The organism is Planococcus donghaensis MPA1U2 (genome assembly GCF_000189395.1).
In the GTDB taxonomy this organism is placed as follows: Bacteria; Bacillota; Bacilli; order Bacillales_A; family Planococcaceae; genus Planococcus; species Planococcus donghaensis_B.
Map to the genome: position 1 here is coordinate 106,951 of NZ_AEPB01000015.1, position 18,851 is coordinate 125,801.

Consider the following 18,851-nt stretch of genomic DNA (forward strand, 5'->3'; position numbering starts at 1 on the left):
AAAGGAGAATAATTATGATTAAAAAATTGTTTCCTTATTTGAACTTTGATGGAAATGGAAGAGAAGCGACACATTTTTACACAGAAGTGTTAGGCGGTGAGTTAGTAAGCCTAATGACGTTTGGTGATGCAAATGAGGGAGATATGGATGGCATGCCCGAAGAAGCAAGAGATTTGGTGATGAATGCTCAAATTGATTTGAAAAACGGAGATATGCTAATGATTTCAGATGTAGTGCCAGGTCTTGGCATGTCATCGTTTAAACAAGGTAACAATGTATCCGTTACCTTATTTTTAGATAGTATTGAAGAAGGACGAACTATTTTCAATAAGTTGGCCGAGGGTGGTAATATCGTAATGGAGTTGCAGGAAACTTTCTGGACGCCGTTATACGGAAGCTTGACTGATAAATTTGGCATCGACTGGCAAATTTCAGTGGAACCCGAAACAAATTAAAACGGCCGATTAAATGGAAAAACTAGTACTCGTAAGATTCTTTTCAACTGAATTTCAAACAGTCTATGAATAAAAGAAGAAAGGCTTGCATTCTGAACTCCAAAGCACCTATAATATAAAACATTGATTCACTATAAAAAGAACAATTTATTCGCTTTTTCTTAGTTTTTATTGAAAAGAAAAATTACAATATAATAAATAGTCTTAAGGTGACGTGCAGCTGCACGCCCTTTTTTTGTGGCATGAACAAAATAGTTTGGCTGGGGCTTGCCTCAGGATTGGAGTTTGGTTATGAATAAATGGATGAGATTGTTAATTATTTTTATTTCCTCAATCGTTCTTGGTGTTGCGTTTAATATGTTTTTACTACCACATGAAATATTAGCAGGTGGGGTTACGGGTATTGCGATGATGCTCGGTTTGATCACGCCTTTAAATGCAGGACTATGGATGATTATTTTAAATATCCCGATTCTCGTTGTAGGTTGGATGAAACTTGGGAAAAATTTTATCGCCAATAGCTTGTTTTCAGTTGTTGTGACATCGATCTCTATGTTGTATATTCCTGTTGTTCAAATAACAGAAGATGCTTTGCTTTCTACTGTGTTTGGCGGCGTTATAGCCGGAGCTTCAATGGGTGTTATTATTCGCTATTATAGTTCTACAGGTGGATTTGACGTTATTGGTTTGTTGTTATCGATGAAGCGCGACATCCCATTAGGTGCACTAGTGTTTGTTCTCAATAGTGCAGTTGTTTTCGTTTCTGGCTTTGTGTTCTCTTGGGAACTGGCGATGTATACAATGGCTTCGATTTACATTTCTGGCCTTGTTATTGACCGTGTCCACACACGTCACATTAAGCTTAGCTTGATGGTTGTAACGGCTCAAGGCGATGCAGTTAAAAAAGAATTGCTCGATAATTTATATCGAGGCATTACAGTAGTAGATGGCGAAGGTGCTTATTCATCGGCTAAAGTAAAAGTATTATACAGCGTAATTGGTCGTCACGAATTGGCATTTGTCCGCCCTCTCATCAAAAATATTGATCCGAATGCATTTGTTAGCATTAGTGAGACGATGGAAGTTATGGGGAATTTCCGGAAGGACGATAACTTCATGAAAAATCCAATGTTAAAAAACTCTTCAGTTTCCTAAACTGAAGAGTTTTTTTGTGCAGCTATATGAACTTATTATTGAAACAGTAAATAATCTTCTTCTAAAATAAACTCATTGCTAATGTCGATAAACAAATAGCAGTCCTCAGATAAAGGGAAACTGAATGTCCGAATCATTTTAGTCGTTTCAATATCAGAATACACGTCGGACAAAATCCCTTTATGCCAGGTTTTCATTTGCATAGTGTTTTCTAAAAAGTAAGGTCGGAATGCCCACTGGGAGCCGATGTGATCCGATTCGAAAATCCAGTGACCTTGTCGTTTTTGTAAGTTAGAAGACACTTGTTGGCCATCGCTATTGCAAATATACAAACGGAAACTTTCTTTATCAAAGGACTCAGCTAGTGTTTCGATAAATAGGTCTGCAGTGTCAGGGCCGTGCCACTTAGAAAGAAGTTTCTTCACTTTTTCTTCTAGGCTGACTGTAAATGCATATCGCTGTTGAATTATCGACTTTTCACGTTGGACAAAGGCGGTGATTTTTTCACCCACTGCAAGCGGATTAAAGCTCTCAACTGGAAGTTCAAATGCTGGTTTTGCTAAATAAAAACCTTGGTAATAATGACCACCATTTTTCCAGGCGAAATACAATTGGTAACTATCTTCGATATTTTCATAGGAAAGTTTTGCGCCAATTCTTCGTGCTAATACGGTTAGCGTTTGAACAACGTCTTGAAAGGCCTCAGGATTGGTGTTTCGGACGAGACTTGTATCTATTTTTAAAATATGAGGGCGAAGTTGACGGATTCGGTCGATGTTAGAGCTCTTTGCTCCGGCATGATCTACCGCAATTTGAATACCGTAAGTTTTGTAATACATTAATAGGTGATGAAGCGTATCAAAATCTTCGTCAAAATCATGTTCTGTAATTTCTAATACAATGCGGTTCATTGAGAAGCCTTTTTTTTCATATGACTGAAGCGTTTCTAAAAAATCTTCTCCACTATTAATCAGTAATTGTTTAGCATTTCGATTGATAAATAACAGTCTATCGTTGCCTGAATCGAGCATCTGACTAATAGCAAGCTCTAAAAGGTGTTGATCGACTACTACTTTATATTCATCGGGAACATCGGTGTCATGAAAAAAATCACCTAAACTGATCCACTCGTTGTCAAAATGGAATCGTCCTAAAACTTCATACCCAATGACGGTATGTTTGACCGCGCTAACAATAGGTTGAAAAGCGGGCTTTACATCAGATAAGTTTTCGAGAATATCTAGCGGATCCATAATAATTGCTCCTTTACTGCAAATCTAACGTCTATGTAAAAAAATTACATAATCATGAAAAAGTAAACAACGACCATCATAATCATGATAGCCAGCATAGAAGAAATCAAAGTGATATGCATATTCGATGGAGTGAATGTTTCATTTATAAGTTGCTGACGCTTTTTCTTGTAGTTTTGGGTTGCTGAAAAAATAACGATGAGACCGAAAATACAAGCGAAAATACCAAGTGCGATCGTGAATGTATCGACAAATGAGTTGCGCGTGACACCCATTGTGAAATGTAAGCTAGTTGCGAGAAAACCAACGCCAACGATGGAAATGACTGTTCGAATCCACGCTAAGTAAGTGCGTTCATTAGCCAGATGTTGTTGTGTATAAGTTAACTGGTTCTTTTCTTTTTTGTAGGATTGGCGGGACATACTATTCTCTCCTCTGAGTAATAATTGATGTTGAAATATTGACGAGTTGGAAGTAAGAAAATGATGTGTTTCTAGTATAAATGAATCTTAACTAAAAAGAAATTTAGAAAGGGGCGAGCCAACTAAGAGAAATATACATTCTCACTTTAGAAAATCACTGTAAAATTTCTGGTGAGTCGCTATAAATTTTATGAAGTGCTCAGTTTAAATAGATATTGAGAATGGGAAAAGTATCGTAGACTTGCAAAAAGGGGATGGAGTGGTGATAAAAATTAAGGTTAGTTTATTAGGATTATTATTGCTTAGTTTAGTTGTTTCCAAAAATGCAAAAGGGGCATGGGGAAAGTCGAAAGAAGCGGAGAGTAATTCCAATCAATTTTTGACGATTGCACACCGCGGAGCATCGGGGCATGCGCCTGAACACACAATGACCGCTTATCAATTGGGAAAAGACATGCATAGTGATTATATAGAAATTGATTTGCAAATGACAAAAGACGGTGTATTGATCGTGATGCATGATGAAAAGGTAAACCGAACGACTAACGGTTCGGGTGATGTAAAAGACATGCTACTTTCAGACATCAAAAAATTAGATGCAGGTTCTTGGTTTAATGCAGCCCATCCCGAAAAAGCTCACTTCCAATATAAAGGATTACAAGTGCCAACTCTTGAGGAAGTGATTGAAACGTTTGGGAAAACTTCTCGCTATTATATTGAAACAAAAGCGCCAGACGTTTATCCAGGCATGGAGGAAGAACTTGTACGGGTATTGAAAAAGCATAAGTTGATTGATCAAAAGGGACGAGATAATAAAGTGGTCGTGCAGTCTTTTAGTCAAGACAGTCTACTGAAAATGAAGCAACTTGCGCCAGAAATTCCTTTAGTTCAACTGATTTCGTATTCCACACCAGCAATTATTTCTGATGCCGAACTTGATGATATTAAAAATTATGCTATCGGTGTAGGCGTGAACCATAAAAGAATCGCCAGAGATTACGTGAAGCAAGTACGAAATCACGGATTACTGATCCATCCATATACCGTGAATAAGCGTGCCGATATGGAGCGCTTGATCGAGTGGGGTGTGACGGGCATCTTTACCAATTACCCAGATGTTTTAAAAGCGGTATTGAAAAAGAAAGAGTAGTAACCCCTTCAGTTTCTAAAAAAATAACAAATTCAACAAAATCGTCAAAACAATTGAAAGAATAATTGAAATGAGCAAGCTGCCCATACAGGAGATTCGCATATCGACCCCACCTTTTTCATGATAGTATCAATTACCCGAAGCATTCGGGTTAATAAACGCTAAAAAAGTAAAACGTACAGAGCAAGGGGCTCTGCACGTTTTACTCGATAAATTCAAGATCTGTTATCCATGTAGACAGGTGGGCTTTAGTAGCAGCGTTTAAATTTTCATCGACGTTTTTCAGCAAATCCATTTCGTAATTTTTCTCATTAAAACTTTTGACGAAAGTAGTTGTAAAGGCAGGATTTTGCAAAGTAATGGAGCTTGAATCTACTGTTACCTTTTTTACAATATCAAGGTGCAAAATCGCACCGGTTTGCCGATCCAATCCGTCTTGTCCAGATAAAAAATTTCCAAGTGAATACATCACAAAAACTTTGCGTCCGTCTTCTGTGTCAATCCATTCTGGGGGTTGCAACACGTGAGGGTGGTGTCCCAAAATAATGTCAGCCCCGTTTGCAGCAGAAAAATGAGCCAATGCGATTTGTTCCGCATTCGGCATACTTTCGTATTCTTGTCCGAAATGCAGACTTAACACGACCACATCCGATACTTTTCTCGCACGCATTAAGTCTTGTTGGATGACCAAAGGATCAATTCGGTTAACCAAATAATCCATTCCAACAGGCGTAGAAATTCCATTTGTCCCATATGTATAGGACAAAAAAGAAAAAGTGATGTTGTTGCGTGTCACTAAAGTAATTTGCGACCGTTCCTCATTGGATAAAGCAGCGCCTGTATGCACCATGGCGATTTGATCCCAGTAACGAATAGCATTTTCGATAGCGGGTATTCCCCGATCTAGTGTATGGTTGTTTGCCAGTGTCACAACGTCTACTCCAGAATTCTTTAAAGCAGCGCCTATCTCGTAAGGACTATTAAAAGAAGGGTAAGTCGAAAGTCCAATTTCACTGCCGCCGACTATGCTCTCAGAATTGGCGATAGTGAGATCAGCTTGTTGAAGAAAAGGTGTTACTTTTTCAAGCATTGGATTAAAGTCGAAACGGTTATTATTTTTAGCATCTAAGTACACACGTTCATGAATTAGAATATCTCCAACAGCCGATAGTGAGGCGGAATATTCTAAGTTTAGCTCTGAAGGACTAGTGGCAATGGGAGGATTTCGAATATCAAAAGCAATTGATTGGCTTTCATTGGCGTTACTAGCGAGTGAACATCCAATGAGAGAGAAGGTTGCAGCAACTAATAATAGAAAAAGAGAGACTTTACTGAAGTTCACTTTTCTCACTCCATAAGTTTAGTAAGATCTTGAGCGCTTCCTATATGTAAAAGTCGCTTTGGTTCATGCATCCACTTGGAACTCAAAGACATAAAATTCATAGGCGGAGTTTTAGTTTGCCGCAATTCGAATAAGAGTTGGTCATCGGTGGGATCTTCAACTATAGATTACTACTTTTAAGGTGATTTAACTAGATAGGAAAGCAGAAAAAGATTGTATTTCCCGCTATATGAACCTTGGTTGATTTGGTCATTACCCTGGGTTTACAAATAAAAAAACTCATCTTTTAAACAAGATGAGTTTTTTGAATTAAAGTTCTCTTTTTCGATTTTGTTGGTCTTTGAAAACAAAGTATTTAATCATGAAAAAGCTAGCTGTAAAAGAAGCGAACATTGCAAGTCCCTTTGAAAGATTGAGACTAATCCAATTAGAGATTTCCATGAATTGAAACAACAGGGTGAACGTTAAAAAAACACCGTTATTGATCAGTAAGCTAAACAATCCTTGCAAAACAAAAAAGAATTGCTGTTGACGACTGCCTTTAGCGGAACGGCGAAAGGTAATTCGAGAATTCCAGAAGTAACTATTGCTTATCGCCAAGCAATAGGCAATGGTATTAAATAATGTTAAGGTTCCGCTATGGCTAGTAGGGTATAAAAGCAATAATAAATTCAACGAACCGATATCTACTGCTGCATTGGAAATCCCGATTATGGTGAATTGAAGTGGCTGAATAGGGGCCTTACGTTTTCGGCTATTCTCCATTACAACACCCTATTCTTTGGAGTTTCGGTTTTCTCAGTCGGTGGTCTGAAAAGAATCCACTGGTTCAGCTTCGGCAACTTGTTTATACAAATCGCGAATTTGTTCTGCCACAGCAGCCCATCCAAGATCTGCTACATCAAGTAAAGCTTGTTGCGCCAGTTGTTGACGAAAGTTTTTATCCTCAAGTTGAAGAATGGTTTGTTTAAAACTTTCTGGGTCTTTCGAGTTGTAAAGGAGGCCATTTTTGCGGTCTGACACTTGTTCTTTTGTCGGTCCGCTTTCGGCTGCGACTACGGGTAATCCCGAAGCCATTGCTTCCATAATTACTAACCCCAATGTTTCTGTAGTAGAAGGAAAGACAAACACATCGCCAGAAGCAAAAGCTGAAGCTAATTCGGCGTCATGGATAAATCCAGTAAAAACAGTTTGTGTCCCTTTAAAATAGGTTTCGAGTTCATTTCTATGTGGACCATCTCCAACAATGGCTAAGCAAAAACGATCAGATTCGAACAAAACATCTCGAATTTTTTCGATTTCTTTTTCAGCAGCTAATCGGCCAACATAAAGCAACAAAATTTTGTCGTTTTGCCCACCTGTTAAGTAGGAACGCATCTCCGTTGTAGCATGATGTGGATGGAATTTTTCAGTATCAACCCCACGTTTCCAAACTTGCAATCGCTCAAAACCTTTTTCTTCTAACTCTTTCAAAACAGTATAAGAAGTACATAGATTAAGATCGGCTGAATTATGCATTTTTTTCATAAACCACCACATGAGCCAATCTAATTTACCGAGTTTGTAATATGCCATGTATTGGGGAATATTCGTGTGGTAAGACGCAACCATAGGAATCGCTAACTTTTTGGCATATGTCACCCCTGAATAACCCACAACAGCGGGATTAACAACGTGGACAACGTCTGGATTAAATTGCAACATGTACTTTTTAACAAGCCGATTTGGAAAAGCAAATTTTTTAGAACGATAAAAAGGAAAAGCGAAAGCTGGAATTCCTTTTACAACGGCCCCGTCAAATTCTTTTACTCCCAAATCAGGTGCGATAACTTGAATTTCGTGACCGTCTTTATGCAACCACCGAATGCAGGCTGTTAATCTAGTGACAATGCCATCTGTGGAAGGCAAAAAAGTTTCCGTGACAATTAAGATTTTCATAGAAACAGCTCCTTTTTATGAACGGCAACTGCTGATCTGTTATTTCCACTTAACGGTGGGCAAAACGTTTTCTTTAATAACGCGATCTTTGTGGACTAGAACCGTTTTTAAGATTTCTCGGATAACCTCGTCAGTCAGTAAATGAGGTTTTAATCCCAAATCCAATAAATTGGTGTTGACCGCTTCATAAAAATGTTCTTCTTTTTCAATTCGTGGGTTTTCTAAGTGGCTAATGCCTACGGCCAACCCTTCTTCTGCTGCTACTTTTTGTACCATTTGTGCTAATTCAAGTACAGAAAACTCTTCTGTAAATTGGTTGAATACACGAAACTCACCAGCGTCTGCTGGATGGTTTGCCGCAATTTCAATGCAGTTCACTGTATCTTCGATATTTAAAAATCCACGTGTTTGACCGCCTGTACCGTATACGGTTAAGTCATGTTCTGTAGCAGCTTGAATAATAAACCGATTTAATGCAGTACCAAATACCGAGTCATAATCGAGGCGATTTGCTAAAATAGGATCTAATTGGGTTTCTTTTGTTGAAAGGCCGTAAACGATTCCTTGGTTCAAATCCGTTGCCCGGATTCCCCAAACTCGACAAGCGAACATAATGTTGTGACTATCATGTACTTTTGAAAGATGATAGTAAGAACCTGGCTGTTTTGGGAATGGCAAAAGATCTTTTCTTCCTTTATGTTCGATTTCTATATAGCCTTCTTCAATTGGAATATTAGGCGTACCATATTCACCCATAGTTCCAAGCTTAATCAAATGACAGTCTGGTACAATGTCTTTTATGCCATACAACACATTTAGTGTACCGACTACATTGTTTACTTGTGTGAACACAGCATGTTCACGATCAATCATTGAGTAGGGGGCAGATCGCTGTTCAGCGAAATGAACAAAGGCTTCGGGTTGTTCTTGTTCAAGAACATTTTTTAAAAACTCGAAATCCTGTAAATCGCCCTCGTATGTACGCATCACTTGGCCAGTTAGTTCTTGCCACTTGTTTACGCGCTCTTCGAGAGATGCAATTGGTGTAAGTGAATTTGAAGTTAGTTCTTCATCCATTTTTCTTCTAACCATATTATCAATGATGGAAACATCATGTCCTTTTTGAGATAAATGCAAAGCAGTTGGCCAGCCACAAAAACCGTCTCCTCCAGCTACAATAATCCTCATCAAAATTCCCCCCGCTATTTTTTCTGAATATTACATATATATCTTTTGTACCACTTTACCGCACAAAATAAACCTGGAGTAAAGACCGGCTGTTAAGGTTTAGAAGGCAGTAAACTTAGCGATTCTTAGAGAATCATCTGAAGCAATACAGCGATGAAAATAATCCCTGCAATAAATGCAGGATAGCTACTATTTTTCTCGCTTGGGAGTTCATCATTTAAAATGTTTAAAATGATACCTCCTGTAAGGAAAGCGGAAAAGTAAGCGATATTCAAATCGGAAGTACTAGTAAATTGATAAAGAAGCCAGCCAATAAACACAGAAAGTGCTAATACCCAACGACCAATGTTAGTGTATCGGTCTTCATGCGTTAAATGCAGCACGCGATTATTAGCGATAAAATGAAAAGAAAAGACCACAAAATAAATGATGTAATCCGGAATTTTTTCTCCGCTTATATCGACAAGTAAATAACCAATCAGCGCATTGTATAGGGCGAAACCGAAAATTTCTAAAGCGAAAATAGAGCGGCTTGGTTGAGAGAGGTTTTCTTCTCTTTCATTTTTAGCTTTGGATTTTACATTTAATTGATTGATGCCATAAAAAAAAGCGATACCTGCAAGTGTCAAAAGGTAAGTAGAGTATTCAAGTGACTCAATCCATTTTGGCAACTGTGCCACTTCAACCACTTTTTGATAATGCGTCAGTTCAGGGACCAAATGTAGAAAAACGTAAGCAATAGAACCTCCAGAGACAAAGGACATGAGTCTATCTTTCGGCTTGCGATTTAAAAACTTAATATAATTAGTAAAGATATGAACAAACATAAATGCGATGATAATTGCCAAACTAAAATAAAACAAGAGTGACACCTCCTTTTATCAATTAGAAAATGTATACCCTAATCTTTTGCACACATTCGTAATGCAAAAAAATCTTTGAACAATCATTGAGTAACGAGCATAGTCTATGCCGCATATTGGGTATACATAAATAATTCATCCTGAAAGTCGAATGGGGACCCGATATGGACTTATTGCTTACGATTTTTTTATTGTTGATTTGTTTATTGATTTCAAATGTTGTCAGTCATTACACACCTTATATACCAACTGCTTTAATCCAAGTAGCTCTAGGTGTAATTTTGGTTCTTATATACGAAGATATTACGTTTAATATTGAAACAGAGTGGTTTTTGTTACTGTTTATCGCACCGCTATTGTTTAATGACGGCAGTCGTTTTCCAAGAGAAGAATTATGGCGGATGAAAGGGCCTATTTTAGGCAATGCAATCATACTCGTACTATTAACAACGGTAGTTGGTGGCTATTTTATCCATTGGTTGATTGGAGAAATACCACTTGCCGCCGCGTTTGCATTAGCAGCTATTTTGTCCCCGACAGACCCAGTAGCGGTTAATGGCATCGCCCAACGAATTCGGATTCCTCAAACCGTATTAAATCTTGTTAGAGGTGAGTCACTGATCAACGACGCCTCAGGACTTGTTGCTTTTAACTACGCAGTGGCCGCTGTTGTCACAGGCTATTTTTCGTTATCGGAAGCCGCATTTGATTTTTCCTATAAGTTTTTAATAGGGGGCATTTTAGGTCTTACGCTTGGTTTGTTAGTCATCAGCATTCGTTTGGTTTTACGAAAGCAAGGCATTAACGACGTTACTTTTCACACATTACTTCAAATTATGACGCCCTTTTTAATCTTTATCGTAACAGAAGATATATTACACGCCTCTGGAGTTATCGCGGTGGTCGTCGCAGGCATTGTCCACTCATTAGTAAGAGAACAAACAGAAACGTTAATCGCCGAAGAACAAGTATTAACTGAAAATATTTGGACGATTATTCTGTTTATCTTGAATGGTGTAGTTTTCTTATTATTAGGTTTAAGTATCCCAACCTCGATGAGCGGTGTACTGGAAAATCCTAATATCTCTTTATGGTTGCTATTGCTCTATGTTGTAGCAGTTGGCTTAATGATTCTTGGGATTCGCTTTGTCTGGGCTTATTTGTTTTCTCTGTATGAATATCATTTAGGGAAAATGAAACAAGTAGCTAAGCCAAGTTTTAAGTTAACATTGTATATCAGCTTAACGGGTGTACGAGGAACCGTTACGATGGTTGGGGTGTTATCTTTGCCATTTTTAATGGACAACGGAGAGGCATTTCCAAATCGAGCCCTTCTTATGTTTTTAGCAGCCGGAACAATTTTATTCACATTAATCGTTGCCACGATTTTTTTGCCGCTACTTAGCAAAGGGCAAGAGGCAGAAAGTGGTACTACAGAGAAAATGGATTTGAACGAAGCGCAACGTCGTATTTTATTGGCCTCGATTCGAAAGATAAAAGCAGAAATTACGGAAGAAAACGAAGCTGTGGCTTATGAGTTAATTGAGGAATATGAATTGCATTTTCGGCATATTCAAACGGAAGAAGCGACAAAAGCTCAAGCAAATAAAAAATATCAACGCAAAACACGCGAACTTCGTTTAAAAGGCTTAAAACTTGAACGCAAATATGTACAAAAACAATATCGTAATAAAAAAATGAAAGAAGAAGTATATGATGCATTTGAAAAATCATTAAATCGACGAGAAGAAGTAGTCGCCGATAATGCGCGTTCGACCATGCTTTATTTGCAGGGCAAGCTCATTCGAGCATGGAGACGCTTTAGAGGTAAAAATTCTCGTGAAGAAGAGACACGGCTGGTTGAATTTCAAGAAGGTCTTCAACTTCAATTAGAAGCGTTACAAGCAGCGCTTTCTGGATTAGAAGAAACTGCTAAAAATTATCAACCGAAAGAAATCATTGACTCCGTCATCTCAGATTACAAACAAATGACCAGTCGATTAAAAAAACCAGAGGCTTTATATGATGAGAAATATGAATTGCAAAAAGAAGAATTACGCGTAATTGTGATGGACATGGGCCGTTCTGTCATCTATAAAATGTATGTAGCAGGAGAAATTACGCGAGAGCAGGCAAAAGAATTGAGACGCTATATTCATAATGTTGAAAGTGTGACATTGTACGAGACTAATGAATAGGGAAACTCAATAGGATATAAGTAAGATTAAAAAAACAGCGCATATAATCAGTGCTGTTTTTTGTCGTTAATGTCGTCATTCACTTAGAATAGGATGTTCTTCATAATCGTAAACAAGATCAGGAAGAACAGAAGGTTCGAGATTTCCCCAAACAATTTGATCCCGCGTGTCTTTATCAATAGTGAAAGACATGACGCTTTTATCTTCTATACTTTTTTGTTCATTTATAACGGGATAAACCCATGAAAGCGATATGTCATGGAGCTGATCAATTTCTGAAGCACTAGCTAGAATTTTGATGGCATTTTGCCACATCAGTTGCTTTGTGGAAATCATAGTAAATCCTTTATCCGCGTTTAAAGAAAGTTCAACATCCCATCCGCCTGAACTTTTGGAAACGACTATGCTAGATACACGAGTTTTATCCATATTACTGATTGCTCCGACTTGCTCATTGACGATTGTGGTAAGTTCGTCTTTTAAATTTTTAGCTTCCTGCGATTCTGGTTTTAATAGCCAACCGCCGATTGCAATAAAGATAACAGCTATTGTGACAGACCAAAATGATAGTAACTTTTTTTTGTGTGCGATAGCTATAATTAGTATCACTCCTTTTCATCTATCCTTGTTATTAGTATAAAGTATATAGGATTTTAGTTTTTCTAAAAGAGGAGACTGAGTTTTTGTCATTGGGTCTATCTAGCAGGAAGAAAAACGTTATACTGGAAAAAAGAGTCGGGATTGTATACTTATTAGAGGATTTTGATTGGTCAATGAGTTGAATGGGAAATCTCGAATAATGGGGGAGCTTATGAAGCGAAATGCAAAACAAGAAGCAATGATGAAAAGCTATGCAGATTCACCTGAAAAATTTAAACGTTTATATCGTCGTACTTTATGGATTGTCGCTTTGGCTCAGATTTTTGCTGGGGTTGGGTTAACAGCTGGCGTAACAGTCGCTGCGCTTCTTGCTTCAGACATGCTGGGAACAGATCGGTATGCTGGAGTACCAGTGGTTTTCTTCACGATAGGGTCGGCGGGAGCGGCACTCATCATTGGCAGACTGTCGCAACGTTTTAGTCGACGGGTAGGTTTAGCATCAGGATTTCTAGCAGGTGCAATTGGTGCGCTAGGAGTTGTTGGTGCTGCGTTATCAAATAATATCTTTTTACTATTTGTATCTTTAGTAATTTACGGGGCAGGTATGGCCACAAATTTACAAGCGCGCTATGCAGGCACAGACTTAGCTACAGTTAAGCAACGTGGTACTGCGATTAGCGTAGCATTGGTATCACTAACCTTAGGTGCGTTTGCCGGACCGAATTTAGTTGGGGTTATGGGCAGCTTTGCAGAATCTATTAATATTCCATCTTTAGCGGGTCCGTTTATTTTAGCTGCGGCAGCATTTAGTATAGCCGGGTTAGTCATTTTGATTTTATTAAGACCAGACCCACTGCAAGTTTCCAAAGCTTTAGCAGCACATTTACAAACGGTTGAAGAAAGTTCAGAAGTCGTGAAAGAAGACGACCCTGCTATCGATAGAAAAGGCGTTATCCTAGGTGCCACTGTAATGGTATTAACCCAGTTAATTATGGTAGCCATTATGACCATGACACCGATTCACATGGGGCATTATGGTCACGACCTTGGAGACATCGGATTAGTCATCAGCATACATGTAGTTGCCATGTATTTGCCGTCGATTGTCACAGGAATACTTGTGGATAAGCTAGGTCGAATTTTCATGACCGTAGCAGCCGGAGTTACATTTATGGCGGCAGGTTTAGTTGCTGCACTTGGACCGAGTGAATCAATAATCGGCTTGATGTTCGCGCTTGGTTTGCTAGGGCTCGGCTGGAATTTTGGGTTTATTAGCGGTACGACATTAGTCGTGGATTCAACCGATCCAACAATGCGAGCAAAAACGCAAGGAACGGTAGATGTGTTAATTGCTTTAGCTGGAGCTACTGGTGGGGGACTTTCCGGCATGATCATGGCACAATCTAGTTTTGCTGCCATGTCATTAGGTGGCGGCATTCTAGCACTTGCCTTGATTCCCGCTGTTTTATGGTCGACTAAAAAGACACTAGCTTAAGTAAATAAAAAAGTGCGCAGTTCATTTTGAACTGCGCACTTTTTAGGTTACTACGGGTTTGTTGACCAAAGTCCAGCTGATTTCACTAAAACACGTGGATGAAGTTTTAACTGAGCCACCATCATTTCAGCCAAATCTTCTGGCTGCATTACTTTATCAGGATTGCCATCTGTTAAGTTTTCACCAATTGCTAAGTCAGTTGCAACCGTACTTGGTGTTAAAGCACTAACACGGATATTGTGTTTTCTTACTTCGAGCATTAACGATTCTGTTAATCCCATAAGACCAAACTTCGAAGCGCTATATGCACTTGTTACTGGAGCGCCTTTTTGTCCAGCTGTTGATGAAATATTAATAATGTCACCTGATTGACGCTCGATCATTTGCGGCAATACAGCGCGTGTTACGTAATACACACCCATCAAGTTGGTATCGATAATTGCTTTAAATTCTTCAGGTGATAAGTCAAGGAAGTTGCCGAATTTACCAATACCTGCATTATTAATCAAAATATCAATCGAACCAAGTTCAGCTAAAACATGTTCAACTGCTGCATTGACCGAGTCTTGGTCTGCTACATCAGCTACTGCAAACACAGTTTTCACACCGTATTGCTCAAGTTCCGCAACAACTTTCTCCAAGTTTTCAGCAGTACGTCCAACAAGTCCAACGTTTATGCCTTCTGCTGCAAAAGCGATAGCTGTAGAACGGCCAATTCCTCTACCAGCACCTGTAATTAATGCGTTTTTACCTGTTAAGTTTTGCATATAGATAGCTCCTTTTTTTTGTAAATTGATTTCCTACATTAGTGTAGCAAAGTCTCGTTAGAAATTCTAAATAGAGAACTCGAGAATAACGTATCTTCGGCATACGTTTTTCTTCATAAGGCAACTTTCCATAAAAAAACAGCAGAATAATCTCTGCTGTTAAGTGCATCACTATTCAAGAAATTGTGTATCAGTTAATAAAGCAAAATCGGGTTGTTCTTTTAGGAATTTTAAATCGAAAGAGGAATCTCCAAATGCTTGAATTTCTTCAGAAGAAAGAGCCGTATCGAAAATCATATTCTCCCAAGCTCCATCTATGATTGAAGTTTCTAGTTTTTGTCCAGTGATGTCGTCGATTGTGTTGATGGTTATTTCTTTTGCTTGATCTGGGTTTTCAGTGATAAATTTAGTAGCTTCTTTATGAGCATTTACAATTCCTTGAACCATCTCAGGGTTTTCTTTAATCAGTTTACTAGAAGTTACCAAGACAGAAGCTGGTAATGTCGTACCGAATGAAATTTCATCTGGCTCAATGATAACTTTTGCGCCAGTATTTTGTTTTAATACAGATGCCCAAGGTTCAGGAGCGACTGCTACGTCAACTTTTTCAGTAGCAAATAATGCTTCGTATTGAGCCGGATTGCCTGTTTGATGTAACATTTGACCACCGATGCGGTTTGAAGTTATGCCTTGTTCTTTCATAAATGTTTCAAATTGCACATCATGGGTGCAACCGACACGAGGTGTGATAAACGTTTTGCCAGCAAAATCTTCAACAGAATCGATACCGCTGCCATTTCTAGCCATAACAACCGTACCGCCTGAAGCACCACCTGCAATCATAGTGACATCTGCACCATTTGTATAATTGTTCATTGCCGGACCTGGTCCAACAAGACCGGCATCAATATCACCAGTTTTTAAGGCAGTCATAAAATCCGAACCATCAGCAAACGTAACATAATCGACAGTTGTACCATCTACCAAGTTTTTTTCATACAATTCTAGGTCTTTTGCAACCATAGCAGGTACGTGATCTAGGTTTGGGAAATAACCGATAGTCACGGACGATGAATCTTCGCTCGCATCTGGTGAACCACAAGCTGCTAAACCGCCTGCTAGTGTAAGGGGTACAATAAGTGAGATAAATCGTTTCATAAGATAGATTCCTCCTGTATATTGAATGTATTTTAGATGTTTTGTTAGTAGCTAATGAATTTTATGTTTCCAATCCCCAACGCTTAAGGACATTCTTCTCAATCCGTTGGAATATCATCAAGTCAACAATTGCTCCAACGACTCCGATAATTATCATTACTCCGATAACCAATGACATATTACCAAAATCAGAAGCATATCGTAATGTATAGCCGAGACCGGGACCAGAGCTAAGCAGTTCCCCAGCCATCAAGGCCCGCCAGGCAAACGCCCACGCTAAACGTGCACCTGTAACAAAATAAGGAACAGAGGCAGGAATGATAACTTTGATGAAGAGATCCATGCCGTTCGATCCCATAGTTCGGGCGGCTTTAATAAATAAGGGATCGACATTTTTTATACCCGTTCTGACATTCAAAATCATAACGAAAGTCCCGCCTAAGATGACAACGAAAATGATAGAACCTTCACCAAGTCCAAACCACATCATAGCTAAAGGGAGCCAGACAATACTGGGTACACTTTGCAAAGCAAGTACTAATGTACCAAGTGTGTCATCTGCAGTCTTTGATCGTGCCAGTAAAATACCGACACTTGTTCCGATTAAAATTGCGGCAGCTAAACCAATAAGCAGTCTGCGAAAACTAGCCACTAAGTCATAGACAAGTGTCATGTCCGAAAATCCAGCGAGTAAGGAATTATAGACGCTGAAAGGAGAAGGAAGTATGGTTTCATGCCAGAGTTCAAAACGAGATCCTAGTTCCCATATGACAATGAGTGCAGCGAAGAAGATAAGTCGTTTAACTGTCGGCTTCATATGACTGCTCCTCTTCGATGACTTTGTCAATTTCTGTTTTCAATAAAGCCATAATTTGTTCTTCTAATGCACCGATTTGTTGTCGATGTTGTTCACGGGGTCTAGGGATATCAACTGTAATATCAGTCAATATTGTTCCGGGTCTCGTACCCATCACAATAATTCGATCAGACAGTTTGATCGACTCTGAAATACTGTGAGTAACAAATACAATGGTTTTTCGGGTATCTATCCAAATTTCCTCCAGCTGTCTGTGCAGGCGACTTCTCGTTTGTTCATCTAGTGCACCGAACGGCTCGTCCATCAATAAAACAGCAGGATCCATTGCTAGGGACCTTGCAATTGACACACGCTGTTGCATGCCACCGGATAGTTCATGAGGATAATGAGTAGGGTAATTACTGAGTTGCACCATTTTCAAAAAGTGTTGGGCACGCTTCAACCCTTCACTTTTAGATATTTCTTTGCGTAATGGAAATATGACATTTTCAGTAACATTCATCCAAGGAAACAGTGCAGCTTGCTGAAATACCATCCCTCTGTCTTTTCCTGGTTTCACCACTTTTTTCCCATTTACGATGATTTCTCCTGATGTTGAGTTAGTAAGTCCAGCAATCATCGATAAAAAAGTAGATTTTCCACAGCCAGAAGGGCCGAGAATAGAAATGAACTGTCCTTTTGGAATCGAGAGGTTGATATTATCCAAGACAGTAATGGGTTTGTTGTTTTTATCAAAATAAACTTTGTTGATATTCTTTGCTTCAATAAACATCGTCTATCACCTATGTAAAACCTACCTTTCCTATCGGATATTATATTAAAGTATAGTAAAGTGGTAGGTATTGTCAACATTATAATTAAAATATTTCGATAATAAGCGTAAAAAGTATGTGGGCAACTGGATAGAAATACTTTATTCAAAAAAAACAGGCAGATCCGAAATTTCCGGTCTGCCTGTATTAGTAGTGAAAATTATATAAGCTGAGGTTAAAAAGTAGCTGTTGTAAATTTGTAATGTATATAGATAGAGTCTATTCTTCGAATAGGTTCATGCTCAAATAACGTTCTCCCGTATCAGGGGCGATGCATAAAACTTTTTTGCCGCTACCAAGACGTTTGGCAATTTCGATTGCTGCATAAATGGTAGCGCCTGCAGATGGACCGACAAAAATACCTTCTTCACGAGCAACTCGTTTGAAGATATCAATCGCATCTTCATCTTGAATCGCCATAATTTCATCGTATATTTTCGTATTTAAGATGTTTGGAATAAATCCTGGGCTCGTTCCTACTAATTTATGTTTACCAGGCTTACCACCAGATAACACAGGAGATCCTTTTGGTTCTACAACCGCGATATAAAGCTCCGGCAAATGTTCTTTCAAGGTTTCACCAGTTCCTGTAATGGTACCACCAGTTCCAGCTGATGCCACAAACGCATCTAATTGGCCGTTCATTTGCTCTAAAATTTCTAGCGCAGTTGTTGTCCGGTGAATATCTGGGTTGGCTTTGTTTTCGAATTGTTGTGGGATGAAACTATTTGGAATTTCCTTCTGTAACTCAAGTGCTTTGCTGATTGCGCCAGGCATTTTTGCATCACTTGGTGTTAAGACGACTTCAGAACCAAATGCTTTTAATAAGTTGATTCGCTCTTTTGTCGCGTTATCTGGTAACACTAGAATAGAGCGGTATCCTTTTGCAGCAGCAACCATAGCGAGACCAATTCCCGTATTGCCACTTGTAGGTTCGATGATGGTAGCCCCTTCTTTTAGTAAGCCATCTTCTTCAGCCATCTTAATCATATTGTATGCAGCACGGTCTTTAACGCTTTTAGAAGGATTAAACATTTCGAGTTTCACATAAACATCAGCAGCCCCTTCTGGAACAATGCGATTTAATTTTACGACCGGTGTGTCACCAATCAATTCAGTAATATTATTATATGGTTTCATGGAGAAAACAACCTTTCTTAAGTAACGGTATTTGTCATCTGCTTATTTGTATTTTTCTTTTTAACGAGTTCGTCAGTGAATGTATTCTAATTGACGGG

General features: G+C 38.8%; 18 protein-coding genes. 5 read left to right on the forward strand and 13 right to left on the reverse strand.

All coding sequences use genetic code 11. From position 1 onward, the window contains the following. Nucleotides 1-14: 14 nt before the first annotated feature. Together GPDM_RS04470 and GPDM_RS04475 are read left to right on the forward strand one after the other, a co-directional pair. Nucleotides 15-455 carry a VOC family protein gene (locus GPDM_RS04470; protein ID WP_008429374.1) on the forward strand — a complete coding sequence of 147 codons (441 nt, stop codon included), beginning with the start codon at nt 15-17 and terminating at the stop codon, nt 453-455. Between the two features lie 291 nt (nt 456-746). Continuing rightward, nucleotides 747-1,610 carry a YitT family protein gene (locus GPDM_RS04475; protein ID WP_008429377.1) on the forward strand — a complete coding sequence of 288 codons (864 nt, stop codon included), beginning with the start codon at nt 747-749 and terminating at the stop codon, nt 1,608-1,610. 35 nt (nt 1,611-1,645) lie between these two features. Here the strand turns inward: GPDM_RS04475 and GPDM_RS04480 are convergent, their stop codons facing one another. Both GPDM_RS04480 and GPDM_RS04485 read right to left on the reverse strand, forming a co-directional pair. Beyond that, a complete protein-coding gene (locus tag GPDM_RS04480) occupies nt 1,646-2,863 on the reverse strand; it encodes an EAL domain-containing protein (protein WP_008429378.1) in 1,218 nt (405 codons plus the stop codon). A 44-nt stretch (nt 2,864-2,907) separates the two neighbouring features. Beyond that, nucleotides 2,908-3,285, reverse strand: coding sequence for a YidH family protein (locus tag GPDM_RS04485; RefSeq protein WP_008429380.1), 378 nt, complete (start codon nt 3,283-3,285; stop codon nt 2,908-2,910). 262 nt (nt 3,286-3,547) lie between these two features. Here GPDM_RS04485 and GPDM_RS04490 point away from each other — a divergent pair, with 262 nt between their 5' ends. Then, the gene (locus GPDM_RS04490) at nt 3,548-4,435 is read left to right on the forward strand and encodes a glycerophosphodiester phosphodiesterase (protein ID WP_008429383.1); all 888 of its coding nucleotides are present in this window, start codon (nt 3,548-3,550) and stop codon (nt 4,433-4,435) included. 202 nt (nt 4,436-4,637) lie between these two features. Here the strand turns inward: GPDM_RS04490 and GPDM_RS04495 are convergent, their stop codons facing one another. From GPDM_RS04495 to GPDM_RS04515, 5 genes are all read right to left on the reverse strand, one after another. Beyond that, nucleotides 4,638-5,777, reverse strand: coding sequence for a CapA family protein (locus GPDM_RS04495; RefSeq protein WP_008429385.1), 1,140 nt, complete (start codon nt 5,775-5,777; stop codon nt 4,638-4,640). 309 nt (nt 5,778-6,086) lie between these two features. Then, entirely contained in the window at nt 6,087-6,542 is a 456-nt protein-coding gene (locus tag GPDM_RS04500) for a GtrA family protein (RefSeq protein ID WP_008429387.1), read from the reverse strand. A gap of 33 nt (nt 6,543-6,575) precedes the next feature. Further along, nucleotides 6,576-7,715: a glycosyltransferase family 4 protein gene (locus tag GPDM_RS04505; protein ID WP_008429389.1), complete on the reverse strand. Its 1,140-nt coding sequence runs from the start codon at nt 7,713-7,715 to the stop codon at nt 6,576-6,578. Nucleotides 7,716-7,754: 39 nt separating this feature from the next. After that, on the reverse strand, nt 7,755-8,903 hold the full coding sequence (locus GPDM_RS04510; protein WP_008429391.1) for an NAD-dependent epimerase/dehydratase family protein: 1,149 nt from the start codon (nt 8,901-8,903) through the stop codon (nt 7,755-7,757). A 125-nt stretch (nt 8,904-9,028) separates the two neighbouring features. After that, complete coding sequence (locus tag GPDM_RS04515) at nt 9,029-9,766, reverse strand: hypothetical protein (RefSeq protein ID WP_008429392.1); 738 nt, start codon at nt 9,764-9,766, stop codon at nt 9,029-9,031. A gap of 164 nt (nt 9,767-9,930) precedes the next feature. On the opposite strand from GPDM_RS04515, the gene GPDM_RS04520 reads away from it, so the two are divergent. Then, entirely contained in the window at nt 9,931-11,964 is a 2,034-nt protein-coding gene (locus GPDM_RS04520; protein ID WP_008429394.1) for a Na+/H+ antiporter, read from the forward strand. Nucleotides 11,965-12,039: 75 nt separating this feature from the next. On the opposite strand, the gene GPDM_RS04525 is transcribed toward GPDM_RS04520, so the two are convergent. Then, complete coding sequence (locus GPDM_RS04525; protein WP_008429396.1) at nt 12,040-12,573, reverse strand: hypothetical protein; 534 nt, start codon at nt 12,571-12,573, stop codon at nt 12,040-12,042. A gap of 202 nt (nt 12,574-12,775) precedes the next feature. Between GPDM_RS04525 and GPDM_RS04530 the strand changes: the two genes are divergently transcribed. Next, nucleotides 12,776-14,059, forward strand: a complete 1,284-nt coding sequence (locus GPDM_RS04530) for an MFS transporter (RefSeq protein ID WP_039862859.1) — start codon at nt 12,776-12,778, stop codon at nt 14,057-14,059. 50 nt (nt 14,060-14,109) lie between these two features. Here GPDM_RS04530 and GPDM_RS04535 read toward each other — a convergent pair whose 3' ends face one another. The 5 genes from GPDM_RS04535 to cysK all read right to left on the reverse strand — a co-directional run bounded on the left by GPDM_RS04535 (nt 14,110) and on the right by cysK (nt 18,753). Next, nucleotides 14,110-14,826 carry a 3-ketoacyl-ACP reductase gene (locus tag GPDM_RS04535; protein WP_008429401.1) on the reverse strand — a complete coding sequence of 239 codons (717 nt, stop codon included), beginning with the start codon at nt 14,824-14,826 and terminating at the stop codon, nt 14,110-14,112. Nucleotides 14,827-14,997: 171 nt separating this feature from the next. After that, entirely contained in the window at nt 14,998-15,984 is a 987-nt protein-coding gene (locus GPDM_RS04540; protein WP_008429403.1) for an ABC transporter substrate-binding protein, read from the reverse strand. A gap of 61 nt (nt 15,985-16,045) precedes the next feature. Next, complete coding sequence (locus GPDM_RS04545; RefSeq protein ID WP_008429405.1) at nt 16,046-16,801, reverse strand: ABC transporter permease; 756 nt, start codon at nt 16,799-16,801, stop codon at nt 16,046-16,048. After that, a complete protein-coding gene (locus GPDM_RS04550; protein ID WP_008429407.1) occupies nt 16,785-17,573 on the reverse strand; it encodes an ABC transporter ATP-binding protein in 789 nt (262 codons plus the stop codon). The genes GPDM_RS04545 and GPDM_RS04550 overlap by 17 nt, the downstream gene beginning before the upstream one ends. 259 nt (nt 17,574-17,832) lie before the next feature. Continuing rightward, nucleotides 17,833-18,753 carry a cysteine synthase A gene (gene cysK, locus GPDM_RS04555; protein WP_008429408.1) on the reverse strand — a complete coding sequence of 307 codons (921 nt, stop codon included), beginning with the start codon at nt 18,751-18,753 and terminating at the stop codon, nt 17,833-17,835. Nucleotides 18,754-18,851 lie beyond the last annotated feature (98 nt).